The organism is Capnocytophaga sp. oral taxon 329 str. F0087, assembly GCF_000213295.2.
GTDB lineage: Bacteria > Bacteroidota > Bacteroidia > Flavobacteriales > Flavobacteriaceae > Capnocytophaga > Capnocytophaga leadbetteri_A.
Genome location: NZ_KN390014.1, coordinates 7,691 through 26,721, shown reverse-complemented (window position 1 = coordinate 26,721; position 19,031 = coordinate 7,691). Strand labels below are relative to the sequence as shown.

Sequence of the window (19,031 nt, the reverse complement as noted above, 5' to 3'; positions counted from 1 at the left end):
GAAGTGCTGCCCTAAATGTTTTTTTGCTTTTACTAATTCCATAAACTAACTTCTTACTTTTCTGAGTAATAAAATGGCGAGGGTTAGAAAAATAAGATTAGGTATCAATACTGCCATTAGAGGTGAAAGCCCTCCTGAAGTCTGTGCTAAAGTACCAAATACTCGGTCGAAGAATACAAAGGTAAAGCCTACGACTACTCCTACCATTAGGTTAATACCCATACCTCCTCGCTTTTTTACTGACGATACTGCTACCCCTATCAGTGTAAGGATAAAAGCAGTACTTATTGCACCCCAACGCCTATATTTCACTAACAAATACATATTAAGGTTAGGAGAGCCTTTCATTCGCTCGCGTTCAATAAACTTATCCAGTTCAAAAAGGTTCTTATTCTCTGCGGTATACTCCATCGGCATTAGGTCGTCTATTTTAAACTTGAAGATGGTATCTAGTTGCTCTTTACGCTCTATTATATCATCGGCTGTCTCTATCTTGCGTTTTGAGTAGTTTGTCAGTCGGTAAGTTTGAGTACTATCAATCCACTGTATGGTCTCTGCGTTTATCTTTTCAGTCATCCTGATACCATCGAAATGCTCTACCGAAAAGTTATACCCGCGCTTGTCTTCGTAATTAAACGAACTTACATACAGATAATCATTATCTGTAAACTGATTGTATAGGTCGCTTACACTCTCTACTTTTGATGAACGTATATACTTATTCCAAAAATCATTATAGACGGTACTAGCTGCTGGTACTATAAACATCCCCATAAAAAACACTATTATCGAAATAATTGTAGCTCCTATTATATAAGGACGTAAAAAGCGCATATATGATACCCCCGAGCTCTGTATAGCTATAATTTCGGTATTATTTGCCAATTTAGAGGTAAACCAGATTATAGAGAGAAAAAGCAAGATAGGAAATAATATATTAGCAAAATAACCAATAAAACTAACATAATACAATAGTATTTCGTTCATTGGCGCTTTTTTCTGTATCATTTTATCTACTTTTTCTGATAAATCTACTATTATCCCTATCGGAATAAAAAGCACTATCATCATAAAGAAAGTAAGCAAATATCGCTTGAGTATGTACCAGTCAAGTATTTTCATATTTTTGTTAGATTTTAAAGACGATTCGACATATCATTCACCATTTTTGTCTTCCATTGGCTAAAGGTACCTGCTATTATTTGTCGGCGTGCCTCTCTCACTAACCACAAATAAAACCCTAAGTTGTGTATAGAGGCTATTTGTTTGCCTAAAAACTCATTAGCAGCAAACAGATGTCGTAAGTAGGCTTTGGTGTAATATGTATCTACATAAGTATGCCCATCAGGGTCAAGAGGCGAAAAGTCGTCTTCCCACTTTTTATTTTTGATATTGATAATTCCTTTTGAAGTGAAGAGCATACCATTGCGAGCATTACGTGTAGGCATCACACAGTCCATCATATCTACCCCTAAGGCGATGTTTTCTAATATATTGATAGGAGTACCTACTCCCATAAGATAGCGAGGTTTATCTTTAGGCAGTATATCGCATACCAGCTCAGTCATCTCGTACATTTGCTCTACAGGTTCACCTACTGATAGCCCACCTATCGCATTACCATCAGCCCCTTTGCTAGCTATATATTCTGCTGATTGTATACGGAGGTCTTTATATACAGACCCTTGTACAATAGGAAATAAACTTTGCTCATAGCCATATTTAGGCGGTACTTTCTCTAAGTGTGCTATACAGCGGTCAAGCCAACGATGGGTAAGGTGCATTGAGCGTTTAGCATAGCCATATTCGCAAGGGTAAGGAGTACATTCATCAAAAGCCATCATTATATCAGCTCCTATACTGCGCTCTATTTCCATCACATTTTCAGGCGAAAAGAAGTGATACGAACCATCTATATGGCTCTTAAACTTCACTCCTTCTTCTTTTATCTTGCGGTTGGCTGCCAACGAATATACCTGATAACCTCCACTATCGGTAAGGATATTCCTATCCCAGTTAATAAACTTATGCAAGCCCCCTGCTTTCTCAAGTATAGGCATTTGCGGACGCAAATAGAGATGATACGTATTACCTAAGATAATATCGGCATTGATATCTTCTTTCAGCTCACGTTGGTGTACTCCTTTCACGCTTCCTACGGTGCCTACAGGCATAAAGATAGGAGTTTCAATCACCCCATGCGCTGTGGTAATTTTACCAGCACGGGCTTTCGTAAGTTCATCTGTTTTTAGTATGTCAAAATTCATAGAAGTCTTTTTATGAGGGCGCAAAGGTACGAAACAATTATCAATTTACAATTAACAAGTTGCATTTTGCCTTACAGAAGTTGAGTAAGGGCATATATAAGCAGGCCTACTAAGCCCCCTACTAAAGTACCATTAATTCTGATAAACTGTAAGTCTTTACCTACTTCCAATTCTATTTTTTTGCTTAGCTCCTTGCCTTCCCAATTTTCTACTGTACTGCTTATAAGTCTGCCCACTTCTTCTTTGTTTTTCAACACAAACTGATAGGCAGTCTTCTGTACCCAAGCATCTATCTCGCGCTGTAATTGAGCATTAGAGCGCAATTCGTCTGTAAAGGCTGCTACAGAGGTTTGTAGTATTTTAGCTATTTGGGGCTGCCATTCAGGGGTATTGAGTCGGTCAGCAAACTCATATAGTTGTGCTGTAAGGTTAGCACGCATAGGGTGAGTAGTATCTGCTGCTATTTTTTGCAGTAGATTATAGAGTCCCTCACTCACTTTTCGGCTTATCCCCTCTCTGATGAAAGGAGGTATCAAAGCAGGAAACTGCCCGTCCATTTCTCTCTGTATAACCTCTTGATTTTCGTTTATATAGGCAGCTATTTTCTCAAATGATTTAGAAAGCAATCCTTGGTGCTTACCTTCATCTAAAAGTTTGATGAGTAGCTCGCTTGCCTTAGCTGTAAGCGGACTTTCTTTTACTAAAGAAGTTACTTTATGAGAGGTTGTTTCTTTTGAAAGCCATTCTATAATAAAAGTTGATATTTTTATATCTGTTATATACGGACGTATTTGCTTAGGTTTCAAAAAGTTCTCTACCACAAAATCACCCAGATTTTCTCCTATATCATTCTTTCTTGCTTCTATCAAGTTGGTATGCGGTATATTCAGCCCCATTGGTTTATGAAAAAGCGCTGTTACAGCAAACCAGTCGGCAAGAGCCCCTACCATAGCAGCTTCAGCAAAAGCTTTTATATAGCCTATCCATACAAATTCAGGTGACTTTTTCTGCCAATACACCATTGTTATATAGACAATTAGCATCAGCAAGAAAAGCCCTGTAGCAATATTTTTATGTCGTTGTAATTTCTGTTGTTTATTCATCTGATAAAAAAATATAGGGTTTTAGGAAAAAAGCACCTAAAACCCTAATAAGTTCTTACTTGTTGTACACTGATTCTTTTTTGAAGTGTTTAGCCAACAAATAGTAAACCACAGCTCTGTGTTTGTTTCTATTCGATTTTCCGTACTTCTCGATTACTGCTTCTATAGCCTTATCTAATTCAGGACCATCTGTTAAACCTAATTTCTTAATCAAGAAATTTTGTTTCACTCGGTCTAACTCTGTTTTGTCTGAACCTGATACTTTTGAAGCATCATCATTGTAGATTGAAGGACCTAAACCTACAGTTACTTTTGTTAAGAACTCCACATCTGGGTTCGCTTCACCACATTTTTCTTTCAAATCTTGGGTGTACACTGCAATTAGTTCATCACGTTTGCTCATAATTTCTTATGTTTTTATAATTATTTTGTAAAGGTACTCATTTTTTCAGATACTCAAAATATTTTAACAAAACTTTATCATTTATTTTTCTTGGTGTATGTATTTCCAATAGCTTTGGAGCGTGATCATCAGTGAAAATAGCACGCAATCCCTTCTGCAAATCGCTGTAATTATTCGCTTGATAATAGGCTATACCATACATCTTGCACAAGTGTTCTGCCGTGAGTATATGCGGCGTTTCAAAAAAATACTCAAAGTTAGGGTCTGAAGTATCACCGGGCAATATTCTAAAGATACCTCCCCCCTCATTATTCAGTAGTATAATACGAAAGTTATTAGGTATATACTTGTTCCACAAGGCATTACTGTCATAGAAAAAGCTTAAATCACCTGTAACAAACACTGTTGGTGCTCCTGAGGCTACTGCTGCTCCTATGGCAGTAGAGGTACTACCATCTATCCCACTCGTACCCCTATTGCAGTACACTTTCCAAGTAGGATCTGACTTCATCAGCTGTGCATAACGTATAGCAGAACTATTGCTTATTTGCACCATATAGTGCTTGGGAATAGTATTAAATAGCTCTGCATATACTTTGAAATCCGAAAAAGGAGTATCATTCTGATACTCTAAGTGTTTTTGCTGTATCTCATTCTTTATTTCTAACCATTTTTTCTGATAATCTGAAGGCACACTTAACAAATAATGCCCTATTTTCTTCAGAAATGTATTAATATCACTCTTAAAGTGGGCTGTCAAGCAGAAATAAGAGTCGTAACCTTTGTACAAATCAACATTGTAGTGATAAGAGGGCTGAAAAGTTCGCAAAAACTGTTTTATTTTCTTTGAGACTACCAAGCCTCCAAAGGTCAGCAGCAAGTCAGGTCGCAAAGCTTCTTTCAGTGCGGGGTCTTTCTCAGTATAAGTCAGTAGTTTATCTATGCAGGGTATAAAATGAGGATCGTGCAGGTTAGAGGTGGTCTCGGTCAGTACTAATACTGAAGGGTCTTGTGCAAGTCTTTGCACATAGTCAGCCTCGACACTATTAGGGGGTAAAACCCCTACTAATATCATCTTCTTAGCTGCTGTATTCCATCGTTTTACAAAAGTGATTGCCGCAGCATCATCTAAAGCAATGTCTGTAGGGGGCAGCGGCTGATTCTCAAAAGTATATCGCTCTTCTGTGGTAAGATATAATGGTTCTTCAAAAGGTACATTGATATGTACTGGGGCTTGCTGTGCTATAGCGGTATTAAGAGCGGTATTTAGTTCATAAAAATTGCTCTTATCACTATGAGGGGCATCCGATAGGTTAGCGTTATAAGCACTATGATTAGCCAATACGTTTGCCTGACGAATAGTCTGCCCATCGCCTATATCTATCTTATTAGAAGGGCGGTCTGCCGAAATCACTACCAGCGGAATATCGCTATAGAAAGCCTCTGCAAAAGCCGGATAATAGTTCAACAGTGCCGACCCCGAAGTACAAACTACTGCCACTGGTTGCCGCAGCTGCTGTGCCATACCTAAGGCAAAGAAAGCCGCACATCGCTCATCTACTATACTATAACAAGAAAAATAGGGGTCGTTACTAAAGCCTATCGTCAGAGGGGCATTACGCGAACCAGGCGATATAACAATATGTTTAATTTGCTTGGCTTTGCAGGCCTCTATCACTTGTTGTGCTAATTTTATCTGCGGTCTCTTCATTCTATTCTGTTAGCTTGTTTTTCTGTTGGTAATACTCATAAAGAGCTACTTGCGAGCGCTGTGCCGGTAGCGTATGAGGGCGGTAATGATTGTCTTGAGCTTGGTCTATTACTCTGGCTTTCACATTGTCAGCCCAACTGATTTCAAAGGTATCTATCAGCTCTTGCTTTATAGTTTCATCATAAATAGGGCAACCTACTTCTACTCTGAAAGAGATATTGCGTGTCATCCAATCTGCTGACGAGATGTACACTTTAGGATTGCCATTATTGCCAAATATAAACAAGCGAGGGTGCTCTAAGAATTTATCTACTATACTGATTACCTCTATATTCTCACTCATTCCCTCTATACCAGGTACTAAGCAACAGATGCCTCGTACAATCATTTGTATCTTCACCCCTGCTCTACTGGCTTCATACAGCTTATCTATCATCTTATAGCTGGTTATATTATTCATTTTCAGCTTTATATAGGCTTCCTTACCAGCTTTAGCATTCTTTATCTCTTCGTCTATTAGCTGCTTAAGTATCTTTTTAGTATAGTGGGGCGATACTATTAAGTGTTTGTATTTCTGTATGTTGTAATTAGTTTCAAAGAAGTTAAACACTTTATTTACTTCCTTTAGTATATCCTGATTAGCAGTAAAAAGGGTGTAATCGGTATAGACTTTAGCGGTACTTTCGTTAAAGTTTCCGGTACTGATAAAGCCATATCGTTTGATGCCCTTACCCTCTTCGCGTTCTATCACACATATCTTGCTATGCACTTTTAGTCCGCGTACTCCAAAGATGAGCTTCACCCCCTCTGCTTTCAGCTGTTCTGCGTATCTTATGTTTGATTCTTCATCAAATCGGGCTTGCAACTCTATTTGCACTGTTACTTTCTTGCCATTTTTCACCGCATTGATAAGCGAATTGACCACTTGCGAGTTTTTAGCTAAGCGATAAATTGTTATCTTCACCGACTTCACTTTGGGGTCGAGAGCTGCTTCCCTCAAAAACCATATTATATTCGAAAAAGTATGATAAGGGGTAAACTGTAGATAATCTTTCTCAGCTATTTTCTTCAGCAAACTCTCTTCCGAAGTGAGTCCCTTCACCGGTAGCGGGTGTATAGGTGCGTAGGTTAAGTCTGTACGCCCTAAGCTGGGGAAGCTCATATAGTCGCGGCGGTTATGATAGCGCCCCCCTGGTATCACACTGTCGGTATTAACAATACCCATCTTCTCAATGAGGAAATGCAACGTATCCTTATCTATCGTCTTGTCGTATACGAAGCGCACTGGGGCTCCTTTTCGCCTATCTTCTACACTAGTCGAGATTTTCTCCACAAAACTCTTGCTCAAATCGTCATCTATGTCTAACTCGGCATCACGAGTGATTTTTATCATATTAGCCGAAAGCGATTCGTAGTTGAAAATGCTGAATATCAGATGTAAGCAAAAACGTATCACATCATCTAACATTATGATGTAGTGCTTATCACCTACCTGTGGAAGCTCTATAAAGCGATTGAGCGTAGTGGGCAACTCTATCAGGGCATACTGTATTTTTTCTTTGTAAGCCTTTGAAGAAAAGAATTTTTGTACTCCTGAGGCTTTCTCATCTTCTTTCAGCGTCATTTTCACTGCCAAATACGCCACATCGTCCTTCAGCTGCGGAAACTTCTCTAAATCATTGAGAATAATAGTAAAAAGTGCAGGACGTACCTTATCATAAAAATACGTATTTACAAAGGCTTCGTGCTCTGGTAGCAGAGTTTTTTCATTTACGATGAATATCTGCTCTTTCTCTAATTCCTCAGTAATAGTGTTGATAATGCTTAGGCTTTCGTCTTGCAGCTGTATCACTTCCTTAGTGATTTCTTCTAATAGCTCTTTTGCGTGTACGCCCAACTCTTTGTCTGAAGACTCGTTCATAGCCACACGCTTCACCGTAGCATAGCGTACTTTGAAAAATTCGTCTAAGTTATTAGAGAAAATACCAGCAAACCTGAGCCGCTCTAAGAGGGGCACTTTTTCATCGGCTGCCTCTTGTAGCACTCTGGCATTAAATTTTAGCCAACTAAGCTCTCTATTTACATACGTATTTTTTGTTTTCATTTTAGTTCATTTTTAGCCACTTCCACACTTCTTTATAAGTAGGCTTTTTGCCATACATAAGTATACCGATGCGGTATATTTTCGAAGCTATTTTTATTACCAAAAAGAAAGTGATATAAAGTAGTAGTAAAGAAATTAATACTTCCCACCACGCTACCCCGAAGGGGATACGCATCAGCATTACTACAGGCGAGGTAAGTGGTATGTACGAAAATACTACTGAAATCGTACCGTGCGGTTCTTCTATTACCGAAAACATTCCTACATAAAAGGCTAACATCAGCGGAATGAGTATAGGCATCAAAAACTGCTGTGTATCAGTCTCGTTATCTACCATCGCTCCTACCATAGCATACAGCGAACTGTACAACAGATATCCTCCTACAAAAAATAATAGAAATACACCTGAAGTTTCCAAAAATGGAAAATGGTAAAGAGCTGCTATAATATTACTTATTTCAGAGTGAGACTCTGTAGCTGCCATCGCTTGGGTAGCTGTAGGAGTATCTACCTGAAAGAGTGAAGGTGCTAAGGCAAATAGTACCCCACCTATTACCAACCATATAGCAAATTGTGTGATTCCTGCTAATGAAGTGCCTATAATCTTACCTAACATCAGTTGAAAAGGTTTTACTGATGATATGATAATTTCTACAATACGGTTCGTCTTTTCCTCTATTACACTACGCATTATCATATTGCCATAAATGATGATAAACATAAAAATCAGATAGCCCGCTACACCGCCTATTGCAATTTTCATCACATTGTCAAACTCTGAGGTCTTTTCACCTGTAAAGTTTTCCATTTGTAGGGTTATTTTCGTGCGAGCACTGTCTATTTCTGCCTTATCAATCCCTTTTTGGGTAAGGTTATACTGAAAAAGAGTCTTTTCAAGTGCGCCAGTAAGCTCATTTACTAATGATAGCGAAGGCGATTCTTCACTATAGAAAGCCTTTTGAGCAGTCTCTTCCTTAGGTATATACAGCAGTCCGTATTTACTTGTTTCTAATACCTCTGCACGAGCCTCTTGTAGGGTTTTATCTTTCAAATATTCATAGTGTATCGTCTCAGTATCAGAAAAAGTATTGCTAAAAAGTCCGCTCTCGTCCAGAATAAGAATATCTTTAGCATTGCTCTTGCTATTTACATTAGTCAGAAAACCAATTATTAAGGCAAAAGCTACTACTATTAGCGGACTTACAAAGGTCATTATTATAAACGACTTATTGCGTATCTTATTCAGGTATTCTCTCTCTATTATAATTCTCAAATGTTTCATAATCTACCAATTTACTAATTTGCTAATTTACCACACGCACGCATAAATATCTCGTTAGCTGTAGGGATAGCCTCTACAAAATGCGTTACCTCTCCTTGCGTGCTAAGGTATTGCAATAAGTCGTTAGCGCTTTGTCCCTCTTTTTTCTGTATATTTAGTTTCAGTTCGTCATACAAGGTTCTAAAGGAAGCTTCTTGTACGGTATATTTATCTTGCAACTCACTCAATACGACTGCTTTTTGCTCGTCAGCTACTTTCAATCCTACCTCATAAGTATTGTTTTTAAATGCCCTTTTTATATCATTTAAATTACCGTCTAATATCTTATGTGATTGATTGATAAGCGCTATATGGTCGCAAAGCTCCTCTACCGACTCCATTCGGTGGGTAGAAAAAATAATGGTAGCCCCTTGTTCGCGCAAGTAGAGTATTTCATCTTTAATGATATTAGCACTAATAGGGTCGAAACCACTAAAAGGCTCATCAAAAATAAGCAATTTAGGTTTGTGTAGCACCGTTACTAAAAACTGTATTTTCTGAGCCATACCTTTAGAGAGCTCTTGCACTTTCTTATGCCACCAATCGCCTATTTGCAGGCGGTCGAACCAAAATTTGAGCTGTTTTTTAGCCTCCTCTTTGCTCAGCCCTTTTAGTTGAGCCAAGTACAACGCCTGCTCGCCTACTTTCATCGATTTGTACAAACCGCGTTCTTCGGGCAGATAGCCTATTTGGGCAGTGTGTTTAGGTTGCAGCAGTTCGCCGTCAAACCACACCTCTCCAGCATCGGGCAGTACAATTTGGTTAATAATGCGTATAAGCGAAGTTTTTCCTGCCCCATTAGGACCTAACAAGCCAAAGATACTCCCTTTAGGCACCTCCATCGACACCGCATCTAATGCCGTGTGCTCACCGTATTTTTTACAGATATTTTCTATTCTAAGCATCTTAAAACAATGGTTAATGTTTAATTATCAAAGGTTTTATTTTTTCCAACCGCAAATATACAACTTTTCTTTTATTAAACCCAAAACTCTGATAAAGTTTTTCATACCGCCAGTTCAATCAACAATTCCTAACAAACCGATAAAAACTGTCTTCCTAATTGATGAATACCTTGCACTATTTTCTCGCGCTGTTGAGGTCGTGGGGTGCGTATGCCTTGCGCATAATGTCCTAACTGACGCTCATTAATACCTGTTACTTTAGAAAGAGCTGCCCTTGTTAGTACCCCATCAAAAATATGTAGCAAAGCTGAAGTTTGCAACTCATACTCTAATATATAATCTCCGTTTAAGAGAGCTGGCGAAATAGGGTCACCATCTTTAGCACTTTCGCTTATATGAAAGGCAAAGGCTTCTGTAAACTCTTTTTTTAGCATTTCAAAATCTTTATGAGTAGCTACTACCACTCCATTACATTCAGCTACGGCTGAATAATTCTTATCTTCCCAACCTACTAATACTTTTATTATTTCCATATTTTTTATCATTTTTAAGTTTTATTTCCAACCTGCTTGTTTAAAAATACTATTCAAAATCTCTTGACTTAGCGTATCGCTATTCTTACCATTTACGGTTACTTTTCCTAACTTTTCAGAATGTTTAAATTGCCTATGACTACCTTTTTGGGCATAAAGAAACCAACCATCATCAAGTAAAAGTCTGATAACCTCCGAAACCTTTAACCTCTTCATTTGTATATTTCATTTATTAGCTACACTCTGCAAAGATAGTATAATTACTACTATTAAGCAAATTTTTCTTTTTAAATTATCAAAATAAAAAAAGTCGTTACTTCCCAGCAACGACTTTTCCTCATTAAAACAAAAAATTATGAAAAAAACTAAATTACTTCTCTTTTTCCATCTTGTCTTTCAACTCTTGAAGCGCTTCAAGGTCTCCAAGTGTTGATTTTTCGACAGGAGCTGATACTGTATTATTAGCCGCTTCTTTAGCTATTTTCTCTTCTTCTTCTTTGAAGATAGCTGTGTGCGAAGCTACTACACGTTTAAATTCTTTGTTAAATTCAATGATTTTGAATTCAGCAGTTTCGCCTTTTCCTAACTTTTTGCCATCTTCTTTTTCTAAGTGGCGAGTAGGTACGAATGCCAATATATCATCATTGAAAGGTACAGTAGCCCCTTTGTCTACCAATTTAGAAACGGTACCTGTGTGAATAGTACCTACTGCAAATTCTGCTTCGTACTTATCCCAAGGGTTAGGGGTTGTTTGTTTGTGTCCTAAAGATAGTTTGTGTCCTTCAGCATCAAGCTCAAGTACCATTACTTCTATCTTATCACCAGTGTTTACAAACTCTGATGGGTGTTTTATTTTCTTAGTCCAAGAAAGGTCAGTGATGTGGATAAGACCATCGATACCTTCTTCTAGTTCTACGAATACACCAAAGTTAGTAAAGTTGCGTACAGTACCTGTGTGTTTAGAACCTACTGGGTATTTTTCAGTGATGTTAATCCAAGGGTCTGGAGTAAGTTGTTTGATACCCAATGACATTTTGCGCTCGTTGCGGTCTAAGGTTAGTACCACTGCTTCTACTTCATCTCCTAATTTCACGAAATCTTGAGCTGAACGCAAGTGAGTACTCCAAGACATTTCTGATACGTGTATAAGTCCTTCTACACCATCAGCTATTTCTACGAAAGCACCATAGTCGGCTATAACTACTACTTTACCTTTTACTTTATCACCTACTTTTAGGTCTTCAGCAAGCGCATCCCAAGGGTGTTTGCTTAGCTGTTTTAGACCCAATTGAATGCGTGATTTGTTATCATCAAAGTCAAGGATAACTACATTCAATTTTTGATCTACTGATACCACTTCGCTTGGGTGGTTGATACGTGCCCAAGAAAGGTCAGTAATGTGTATCAATCCGTCTACGCCGCCAAGGTCAACGAATACACCGTATGAGGTAATATTTTTAACCACCCCTTCGAGTACTTGTCCTTTTTCAAGCTGACTGATAATTTCTTTCTTCTGTTCTTCGATATCTGCTTCAATAAGAGCTTTGTGCGAAACCACCACGTTTTTAAATTCGTGATTTACTTTCACTATCTTGAACTCCATTGTTTTATTTACGAATTGTTCGTAGTCGCGGATAGGTTTCACATCTATTTGCGAACCTGGTAAGAAGGCTTCGATACCAAATACATCTACTATCATACCGCCTTTAGTACGACTTTTCACAAATCCGTTTACGATTTCGCCATTTTCGTGAGCTAAGTTAATTCTATCCCAAGCTTTCAGAGTACGTGCTTTGCGGTGTGAAAGTACTAACTGTCCGTTTTTGTCTTCACGGATGTCGATAAGTACTTCTACTTTGTCACCTACTTTTAGGTTAGGGTTGTAGCGGAATTCATTAAGAGAAATAACACCTTCTGATTTAGCGTTGATGTCGATAATAGCCTCTCTGTCAGTAATTCTGGTTACTACACCTTCTACTACTTCGTTGTCTTGAGTGTCAACGAAATTGTTTTTAACCAATTCTTCAAAATTTTTCAATTGGTCTTCTTGTACGCTGTCAATACCTTCTTGGTATTTGTTCCAATCAAAGTTTTCTAAAAACTCCGCTTGTGTTTGTGTGTTTTCAGCCATTTGCTGATTAAGTAAATTTGTATTTCCGTTAGAAAAAAGGGCGTCAATTAAAAGTGTATTTCTATCGGAAAGTAGTGAAACAATAAGTTATAAGCGCCCTACACCTTTAAAAAATTGGTGCAATGTTACGATTTTTTTTCTACATAGCCAAAACTTTTTACTACTTTTTTTGTAAAAAAAATTACACAAAAAATATAAAACGCTGATTATCAACAATATCATCAATTCACAAATTCACAAATTAGCAAATTAGCAAATTAGCAAATTAGCAAATTGGCAAATCATCTCATCGGCTCATTATCATTCTATCATTGCCAGACAAGTCTTGCCGTAACACCACCTTTTCAAACCCCTTCGCTTTCAACAAGGCTATCGTCTCGTCTCCTAAATACTGATTGATTTCAAAAAAAAGGCTTCCTTGGGGCGAAAGTGCCTTACGAGCAAGCGTTGCTATTCGGTCGTAAAACAACAGCGGGTCAGTATCACTAACAAATAGAGCCAAGTGAGGCTCATATTCTAATACATTGGCTTGCATTTCGGCTTTCTCTAAAGAGCGTACATAAGGCGGATTAGAGATAATAATATCGTATGTATCTGGCAAAGTGGAGGTTTGTAGTATATCTTGCTGTAGAAAGTTAATGGTTACCCCATTTAGTTCGGCATTGCGGCGAGCTACTTGCAGTGCTTTTGCCGAAACATCTACAGCAGTTACTTCGGCATTAGGCAACGATTTAGCCAGCGAAATAGCTATGCAACCCGAACCTGTACCTATATCTATTATTTTCAAGGGTTTAGAAGTAGGGGTGACTGTTGTTAGCACCCAATCCACCAACTCTTCAGTTTCCGGACGGGGTATAAGCACATTTTCATCTACCAAAAAGCGATAAGAGAAAAACACCGTTTCACCTAATATATATTGTATAGGTTTATGGTTTTGTAGTTCTCTTATCGCTTCTTTTATAGGGGTAACAACCTTTTCGGGAAGGGACTCTTTAGCGCACGCCAATGCAGTTGCTTTACTACACTTAGCATAATGCTCCAACAGCATAAAGTAAAAAGTCTGAACCTCTGTTAGGGGGTAAAGATTTTGCAGCTGCTGGTAAATATACTGTTTCAGAGCTTCAAAAGTCATTAATTTACGCGTATTTGCTGTCCTACTTTCAGGTTACTGCTCGCCAAATCGTCAAAGTTATTAAGCTTCATCAGCTGTTGTACAGGCACTTGCTGTTCGCGAGCTATCTTATATAGAGTATCTCCAGTTTGCACTTGGTAATACACCTCTGCAATAGCTTCTTTTTTCACTTGTGATGATACCTGTGTTTTAGCAGGAGCTGCTGGTTTAGGAGTTTCTACCTTTTCAGCTACTTTTTTAGAGGTGTCGGCAATCACGGGTGCTGACTTAGTAACTGGTTTAGTAACTAACTTTTGTTCTACTGTCTTAGCTACTTCTTTCTTAGTTACTACTACTGGCTTTGCTGGTGCTATAGGCTCATTTTGTACCACTTGTGGCACTTCGCGCTTAGGTAGCGGGGTTGATACTATATCAGTACCCATCGAAAAGTTTACCGGCTCTCCTTTCATCGCTACTACCTGCTCGTCATACTGGTGTAGGCTAAACTTTTTTATCAGAGCGATGAGTTTTTTAGCATAAGCAGGGTCTGTAGCATAGCCGGCTCTCTTAAGTCCGTGTGCCCAACTCTCGTAGTCGGTAGGGTTAAGCTCAAATAGTGAACTGTATCTTCCCCTTTTCATCAGGAATTGAGAGTGGTCTTCAAACGATTCGTAAGCATATTTATAACGTCTAAAACACTCACTTTTTTCATCATCATCGTGAGTGATAGTCTTACCGTTCCAAGTAGCGTGGCATTTAATGCCGAAGTGGTTATTGCCATAACGCGCCAATCGCCCTTGCCCTGAACCGCTTTCTAATATCCCTTGTGCCAAGGTGATACTTGCTGGTATGTTATAGCGCTGCATTTCTACCATCGCTATATCTTTGTAGTCTTCTATATATTTCTGAGTGACGGCAGTAGTTACCTGCATAGCAGGCGGTACTTCGTGAAAATCATCTTCAGTAAAATCTTTCCGATTCATATTCGCTTCCATCAGAGCCTTTGTTCTTTGGTTAAGCTCTGTATGAGTAGGCCTTTTAGTCTCTACAATAGTACGCTGTCCGCGATAATTGACTGTATGCGGGTTCTTAGCGCTTTTGTAATACTTATCGGAGCACGATGAGAGAATAAAGAGATATAGTAGCAGCCAACTAAATCTTTTCTTCATAATTCAATGTAATTTTTTGTTTTTTTATTCGTTCTTTATTAAAGCCTTCAATACCTTGCAAGCCTCCCGTATGAATAGCTAATATTTTAGTGTTAGGTGCAAAATATCCCTTCTTTACGAGGGCAAAGATAGCAAAAATCATCTTACCTACATATATGGGGTCTAATGGTATTTGGGTAGTTTTGTTAAAATCATTTAAAAAATTAATCAGTTCATCATTCACTTTAGCATAGCCTCCAAAATTATAATCGTGTACTAAATGCCAATTAGTTCGGGCGGTATATTGCTTGATTACTTCTGTTAAAAACTCGCCTTTTAGAGCAGGAAAACCTATTACTTGCTGATGTGGAGCACTAGCATTGATAAGCCCTGAGATAGTACCTCCTGTACCTACCGCCGTGCAGATTACATCAAACGCTTTGTCTTCTTCGGTAAGTATTTCTTCGCAGCCTTTTACTGCCAAAGCGTTTGTACCTCCTTCTGGAGCTATATAAATATCTGAACCATAGCGATTTCTAAGACTTTCTAAAAACTCAGGGGTGTGTTTTTCTCTATACATCTGGCGTGTAACGAACAAAAATTGCATCCCGCAATTTTTAGCAAACTTTAACGTCGGATTAACACTAATTTTAGATTCCAATTCATCTCCTCTTATCACTCCGATAGTGCGTAACCCCATTATTTGTCCTGCCGCAGCCGTAGCCGCTATATGATTAGAGTAGGCGCCTCCAAAAGTAAGCAGGGTACTTTTACCCTGTTTTATTGCCTCTGCTATATTGTATTTTAGTTTTCTGAGTTTATTCCCCGATACAAATGGGTGATTCTTATCCTCCCGCTTTATCGTGAGCGTAATCCCCTCAGGCATAGGTATATCCACTACCTGATTTTCTATTTTCAAATTCTCAAACATAGTTATATAATTTGCTGATTTGCCGATTTGTCAATTTGGCGATTTGCTAATTCACTAATTTGCTAATTGGCAAATTGACAAATTAGCAAATTAATTACTCGTATCGCAATGCTTCTACAGGGTCTAACTTCGAAGCTTTTACTGCAGGATAAAGCCCAGAGAGCACCGAAACTACGGCTGCTATCAGTATAGCAACCAAAATGACGCCCCAAGGTATGGTGAACTCAAACTTCACCGCTTTCGAAATCAGAAAACCTAAACTTATACCCAAAACAATGCCCGTCAAGGCTCCTAACTGCGCTATAATGAGCGTTTCAGTAAAGAACTGTAGGGTTATAGAACGCCTTTTAGCCCCTAAAGCCTTGCGAATACCTATCTCTTTAGTGCGTTCAGTCACCGATACCAACATAATATTGAGCAAAGCAATAGATGAACCCAGTATCGTAATCATTCCTATAATAAAACCTGCAGCCGTCAGCACCCCTGTAATGCTACCGATACGCTGTAATAGGTCATCACTGCGCTCTACCCCAAAGTTATTTTCTTGTATAGGCGTAAGTCCTCTGATATTGCGCATCAGCACCACCGCATCATCTACGGCAGCATCTAACTTATCTTTGTTATCTACCCCTACATTTATGGTGAAGTTAGGCATCGTTGTTGAAAAGGCAGAACGAGCTATTCCCAAGGGTATTAACACCTGAAAATCTTCATAATTACCAAAAGACGAACTTTGCGACTTTAGTATACCTATAACTTTGAACTTATACCCCCTTACCGAAATAGTTTTGCCAATCGGATTGACATCTTTCAGCAGTGTTTTCTTAAAATCAGAGCCTATCACACACAAATTCAGGTTGTTTTGTATATCAAAGTCAGAAAAACCTCTCCCCTCCTCTATGGTAAGTCCCGAATTATTAATATAGTGTTCATCAACCCCTACCACACGTGCCAAAGGGTCTGTCTTTTTATTTTCGTATTTCACCTCTGCTGACGAAGCCGCATTTGTAGAAATACTTACCTTAGCAAAAGGATTGGCAAGCTGTTGCTTAAAGGTCTCTGCCTCTTTATAGGAGATTTCTGGGTTAATCTTTTTCTTAGTACCACTTCCCTCTACCCTTTCGGCATAATCATAACGCGAAATAGAAAAGGTATTCGCCCCCATACTCGAAAAATTACCTTCAAGGGTATTGCGCAAAGCAGTGATAACGCTCAGTATCCCCACCAAGGCGGTAATACCAATAGCGATAATAAGCACAGTGAGTACCGTACGCAGCAGCTGACTTTTAATCGAATCAAAAGCTATTTTGATATTTTCACGAATAAGAATCCACACGTTTGTTTGGTTTTTAAATGATGATGCAAAGGTATAAATAATTTGCCAATTAGCAAATTTGTTAATTAGTAAATTTTGAAGAAAAATCTACTATAATCATCTTCCCTTTACTTTAGATATACTTACCCTTTAGGATGAGCGAAGGATAAGCGGAAAAGTACCGAAGAACAACTGTCTAATAAATCATCAAAAACCAGAAAAAATATCCTAATCATATCATTTAATTGGCAAATCGACAAATTTACTGATTCACAAATTTGCTAATTCACAAATTATTCGTATCTTTGCGCCCGAATTAATAACGAGGTCGTGTACCTCACTAATTAAATTTTTTATGCCAGTAAAAATCAGATTACAACGTCACGGTAAAAAAGGCAAACCATTCTATTGGATTGTAGCCGCTAATTCTCGCGCTAAACGCGATGGTAAATTCCTTGAAAAATTAGGAACTTACAACCCTATCAGCAACCCTGCGCAAATTGAAGTAAACGTAGATGCTGCTGTGAAATGGTTGCAAAATGGGGCTCAACCTAGTGACACCGCACGCCGTATCCTATCTTACAAAGGGGTATTGCTAAAACACCACCTATTAGGAGGGGTAGCTAAAGGAGCTCTTACCGCAGAACAAGCTGAAGCTAAATTCAACGCTTGGGTAGAAGCTAAAAACAACAAAGTTTCTTCTAAAGAAGAAAAATTAGCTAAAGAAAAAGCAGCTGCTAAGGCTAAGGCTTTAGACGCTGAAAAAGAAGCTAATGAAAAACGCAAAAACGAAGCTGCTGCTAAAGCCGCTGAAGCTGCCGCTGCTGCAACTGCCGCACAAGCTGAAGGCGAAGCTGCTGCTGAACAACCCCAAGAAACTGAAGCATAAAAATGACACTGAAAGATTGTTTTTATATAGGAACAATTGTGTCGAAGTTTAGCTTTAAGGGCGAAGTCCTTATCAAACTTGATTCGGATGACCCCGAAATGTATGAAGAAATGGAATCAGTGTTTATTGCCCTTGGCAATAATCTGGTTCCTTTTTTTATTGAAAGAAGCTCTTTGCACAAATCAGACCTATTGCGCGTGAAATTTGAGGAGGTAGATACTGAAGCTGATGCCGACGCTCTGCTGAAACACAAAATATACTTGCCTCTCTCTGCCCTCCCCCCGCTGACGGGCAACCAATTTTATTACCACGAAGTTATAGGGTTTACTGTAGAAGATACTCAATATGGTTATGTAGGAAAAATTACGGCTGTAAATGATAATACTTTTCAAGCCTTATTTGAGATTGAAGATGAGGCAGGACACCAAATCCTTATCCCTATCAACTTTTTGGAGAAAATAGACCGCCAAAACCAAAAACTGATAGTCTCTACCCCTGAAGGACTTATAGCATTATACCAAGAATAAAGACGAAATAAAAAAGACGAAATACGATGGTTCGTATTTCGTCTTTTTTTATCTTTTGTCTTTACCGGCTATTTCTCTATTTGCCACGCTATTTCCTTAAAAATATCGAGTTTTGTTTTCTCGTGTAGCTCGCGGAACTTCTGGGCATATTCTTTAGGGAAAGGCTTCCAAAAGTTATCATCTTCTACTATTGTGCAGTAATAATACTGGTTGCTTTTAGGCATTTTTGCCAACGACTCATATAGCACTTCAAACTTATTAGGCATATTGCGCTTTATTATCAGGCGGTAAAGACGTTCTAGAGTATAAGCTGAACTTTTATCCAATGCCTTAGTAATAAGATAGTTTACACGCTCGCTGTCTTCCTCTATACGGTCTAACACCATAAGGGCATCGGTGTTAAAACTGTTATCTACTCGCGAGCCTGCTAAGTAATTGCAAAGCAAGTCTGCCCAACGCGGGTCTAACTCTTCTTTAGTAAGAGGTTTTTTATCGTAATATCCACCATAGTAACCATAATAACGATAAGTAGTGCCTGAAGTAGTGCCTGCTAAGGCTTCTATCATATATTGGGCATTAATCGCTTTATTAAATTGTGGTGCAAAGACCTCGTATAGCTTCTCTCTGCTGAA

Annotated in this window: 17 protein-coding genes and 1 pseudogene; 2 read left to right on the top strand and 16 right to left on the bottom strand. The window is 38.6% G+C overall.

Features of this window, described 5'->3' with window-relative positions; genetic code table 11:
* Positions 1–45: 45 nt before the first annotated feature.
* The 15 genes from HMPREF9074_RS07720 to HMPREF9074_RS07650 form a co-directional block, all read right to left on the bottom strand.
* A complete protein-coding gene (locus HMPREF9074_RS07720) occupies positions 46–1,122 on the bottom strand; it encodes an LptF/LptG family permease (protein WP_034540179.1) in 1,077 nt (358 codons plus the stop codon).
* 14 nt (positions 1,123–1,136) lie between these two features.
* The gene (gene tgt / locus HMPREF9074_RS07715; protein WP_009389469.1) at positions 1,137–2,267 is read right to left on the bottom strand and encodes a tRNA guanosine(34) transglycosylase Tgt; all 1,131 of its coding nucleotides are present in this window, start codon (positions 2,265–2,267) and stop codon (positions 1,137–1,139) included.
* Positions 2,268–2,338: 71 nt separating this feature from the next.
* Entirely contained in the window at positions 2,339–3,370 is a 1,032-nt protein-coding gene (locus HMPREF9074_RS07710; protein ID WP_009389468.1) for a DUF445 domain-containing protein, read from the bottom strand.
* Between the two features lie 55 nt (positions 3,371–3,425).
* On the bottom strand, positions 3,426–3,773 hold the full coding sequence (locus tag HMPREF9074_RS07705; protein ID WP_009389467.1) for a DUF2853 family protein: 348 nt from the start codon (positions 3,771–3,773) through the stop codon (positions 3,426–3,428).
* Between the two features lie 37 nt (positions 3,774–3,810).
* A complete protein-coding gene (gene menD / locus HMPREF9074_RS07700) occupies positions 3,811–5,484 on the bottom strand; it encodes a 2-succinyl-5-enolpyruvyl-6-hydroxy-3-cyclohexene-1-carboxylic-acid synthase (protein ID WP_009389466.1) in 1,674 nt (557 codons plus the stop codon).
* A gap of 1 nt (position 5,485) precedes the next feature.
* On the bottom strand, positions 5,486–7,588 hold the full coding sequence (ppk1, locus tag HMPREF9074_RS07695) for a polyphosphate kinase 1 (protein WP_009389465.1): 2,103 nt from the start codon (positions 7,586–7,588) through the stop codon (positions 5,486–5,488).
* 1 nt (position 7,589) lies between these two features.
* The gene (locus HMPREF9074_RS07690; protein ID WP_009389464.1) at positions 7,590–8,870 is read right to left on the bottom strand and encodes an ABC transporter permease; all 1,281 of its coding nucleotides are present in this window, start codon (positions 8,868–8,870) and stop codon (positions 7,590–7,592) included.
* Between the two features lie 14 nt (positions 8,871–8,884).
* The gene (locus HMPREF9074_RS07685) at positions 8,885–9,814 is read right to left on the bottom strand and encodes an ABC transporter ATP-binding protein (RefSeq protein WP_009389454.1); all 930 of its coding nucleotides are present in this window, start codon (positions 9,812–9,814) and stop codon (positions 8,885–8,887) included.
* Between the two features lie 128 nt (positions 9,815–9,942).
* Positions 9,943–10,347 (bottom strand): hypothetical protein, encoded by a 405-nt coding sequence (locus tag HMPREF9074_RS07680; protein WP_034540181.1) that lies wholly within the window; start codon positions 10,345–10,347, stop codon positions 9,943–9,945.
* 21 nt (positions 10,348–10,368) lie between these two features.
* Positions 10,369–10,563 (bottom strand): type II toxin-antitoxin system HicA family toxin, encoded by a 195-nt coding sequence (locus HMPREF9074_RS07675; protein ID WP_009389451.1) that lies wholly within the window; start codon positions 10,561–10,563, stop codon positions 10,369–10,371.
* Between the two features lie 154 nt (positions 10,564–10,717).
* Positions 10,718–12,478 (bottom strand): 30S ribosomal protein S1, encoded by a 1,761-nt coding sequence (gene rpsA, locus HMPREF9074_RS07670; protein WP_009389449.1) that lies wholly within the window; start codon positions 12,476–12,478, stop codon positions 10,718–10,720.
* Positions 12,479–12,764: 286 nt separating this feature from the next.
* Positions 12,765–13,610, bottom strand: a complete 846-nt coding sequence (prmC, locus tag HMPREF9074_RS07665) for a peptide chain release factor N(5)-glutamine methyltransferase (protein WP_009389448.1) — start codon at positions 13,608–13,610, stop codon at positions 12,765–12,767.
* On the bottom strand, positions 13,610–14,758 hold the full coding sequence (locus HMPREF9074_RS07660) for a glucosaminidase domain-containing protein (RefSeq protein WP_009389446.1): 1,149 nt from the start codon (positions 14,756–14,758) through the stop codon (positions 13,610–13,612). Before HMPREF9074_RS07660 ends, prmC begins: the two co-directional genes overlap by 1 nt.
* Entirely contained in the window at positions 14,742–15,668 is a 927-nt protein-coding gene (locus HMPREF9074_RS07655; protein WP_009389444.1) for a 1-aminocyclopropane-1-carboxylate deaminase/D-cysteine desulfhydrase, read from the bottom strand. The genes HMPREF9074_RS07660 and HMPREF9074_RS07655 overlap by 17 nt, the downstream gene beginning before the upstream one ends.
* A gap of 94 nt (positions 15,669–15,762) precedes the next feature.
* Positions 15,763–17,004, bottom strand: a complete 1,242-nt coding sequence (locus HMPREF9074_RS07650; protein WP_009389442.1) for an ABC transporter permease — start codon at positions 17,002–17,004, stop codon at positions 15,763–15,765.
* 334 nt (positions 17,005–17,338) lie between these two features.
* Here HMPREF9074_RS07650 and HMPREF9074_RS07645 point away from each other — a divergent pair, with 334 nt between their 5' ends.
* Positions 17,339–17,872 carry a 30S ribosomal protein S16 gene (locus HMPREF9074_RS07645; protein ID WP_009389440.1) on the top strand — a complete coding sequence of 178 codons (534 nt, stop codon included), beginning with the start codon at positions 17,339–17,341 and terminating at the stop codon, positions 17,870–17,872.
* A 2-nt stretch (positions 17,873–17,874) separates the two neighbouring features.
* Positions 17,875–18,399: a ribosome maturation factor RimM gene (rimM, locus tag HMPREF9074_RS07640; RefSeq protein WP_009389438.1), complete on the top strand. Its 525-nt coding sequence runs from the start codon at positions 17,875–17,877 to the stop codon at positions 18,397–18,399.
* A 68-nt stretch (positions 18,400–18,467) separates the two neighbouring features.
* Here rimM and HMPREF9074_RS07635 read toward each other — a convergent pair.
* A pseudogene (locus HMPREF9074_RS07635) lies at positions 18,468–19,031 on the bottom strand (HEAT repeat domain-containing protein); the annotation flags it as partial.

Bases quoted from the DNA above. Each gene is read 5' to 3' on its own strand.
- rimM (WP_009389438.1), top strand. From the start codon at position 17,875: ATGACACTGAAAGATTGTTTTTATATAGGAACAATTGTGTCGAAGTTT.
- HMPREF9074_RS07690 (WP_009389464.1), bottom strand. From the start codon at position 8,870: ATGAAACATTTGAGAATTATAATAGAGAGAGAATACCTGAATAAGATA.
- ppk1 (WP_009389465.1), bottom strand. From the start codon at position 7,588: ATGAAAACAAAAAATACGTATGTAAATAGAGAGCTTAGTTGGCTAAAA.
- HMPREF9074_RS07680 (WP_034540181.1), bottom strand. From the start codon at position 10,347: ATGGAAATAATAAAAGTATTAGTAGGTTGGGAAGATAAGAATTATTCA.
- HMPREF9074_RS07675 (WP_009389451.1), bottom strand. From the start codon at position 10,563: ATGAAGAGGTTAAAGGTTTCGGAGGTTATCAGACTTTTACTTGATGAT.
- prmC (WP_009389448.1), bottom strand. From the start codon at position 13,610: ATGACTTTTGAAGCTCTGAAACAGTATATTTACCAGCAGCTGCAAAAT.
- menD (WP_009389466.1), bottom strand. From the start codon at position 5,484: ATGAAGAGACCGCAGATAAAATTAGCACAACAAGTGATAGAGGCCTGC.
- HMPREF9074_RS07645 (WP_009389440.1), top strand. From the start codon at position 17,339: ATGCCAGTAAAAATCAGATTACAACGTCACGGTAAAAAAGGCAAACCA.
- HMPREF9074_RS07660 (WP_009389446.1), bottom strand. From the start codon at position 14,758: ATGAAGAAAAGATTTAGTTGGCTGCTACTATATCTCTTTATTCTCTCA.
- rpsA (WP_009389449.1), bottom strand. From the start codon at position 12,478: ATGGCTGAAAACACACAAACACAAGCGGAGTTTTTAGAAAACTTTGAT.
- tgt (WP_009389469.1), bottom strand. From the start codon at position 2,267: ATGAATTTTGACATACTAAAAACAGATGAACTTACGAAAGCCCGTGCT.
- HMPREF9074_RS07655 (WP_009389444.1), bottom strand. From the start codon at position 15,668: ATGTTTGAGAATTTGAAAATAGAAAATCAGGTAGTGGATATACCTATG.
- HMPREF9074_RS07685 (WP_009389454.1), bottom strand. From the start codon at position 9,814: ATGCTTAGAATAGAAAATATCTGTAAAAAATACGGTGAGCACACGGCA.
- HMPREF9074_RS07705 (WP_009389467.1), bottom strand. From the start codon at position 3,773: ATGAGCAAACGTGATGAACTAATTGCAGTGTACACCCAAGATTTGAAA.
- HMPREF9074_RS07720 (WP_034540179.1), bottom strand. From the start codon at position 1,122: ATGAAAATACTTGACTGGTACATACTCAAGCGATATTTGCTTACTTTC.
- HMPREF9074_RS07710 (WP_009389468.1), bottom strand. From the start codon at position 3,370: ATGAATAAACAACAGAAATTACAACGACATAAAAATATTGCTACAGGG.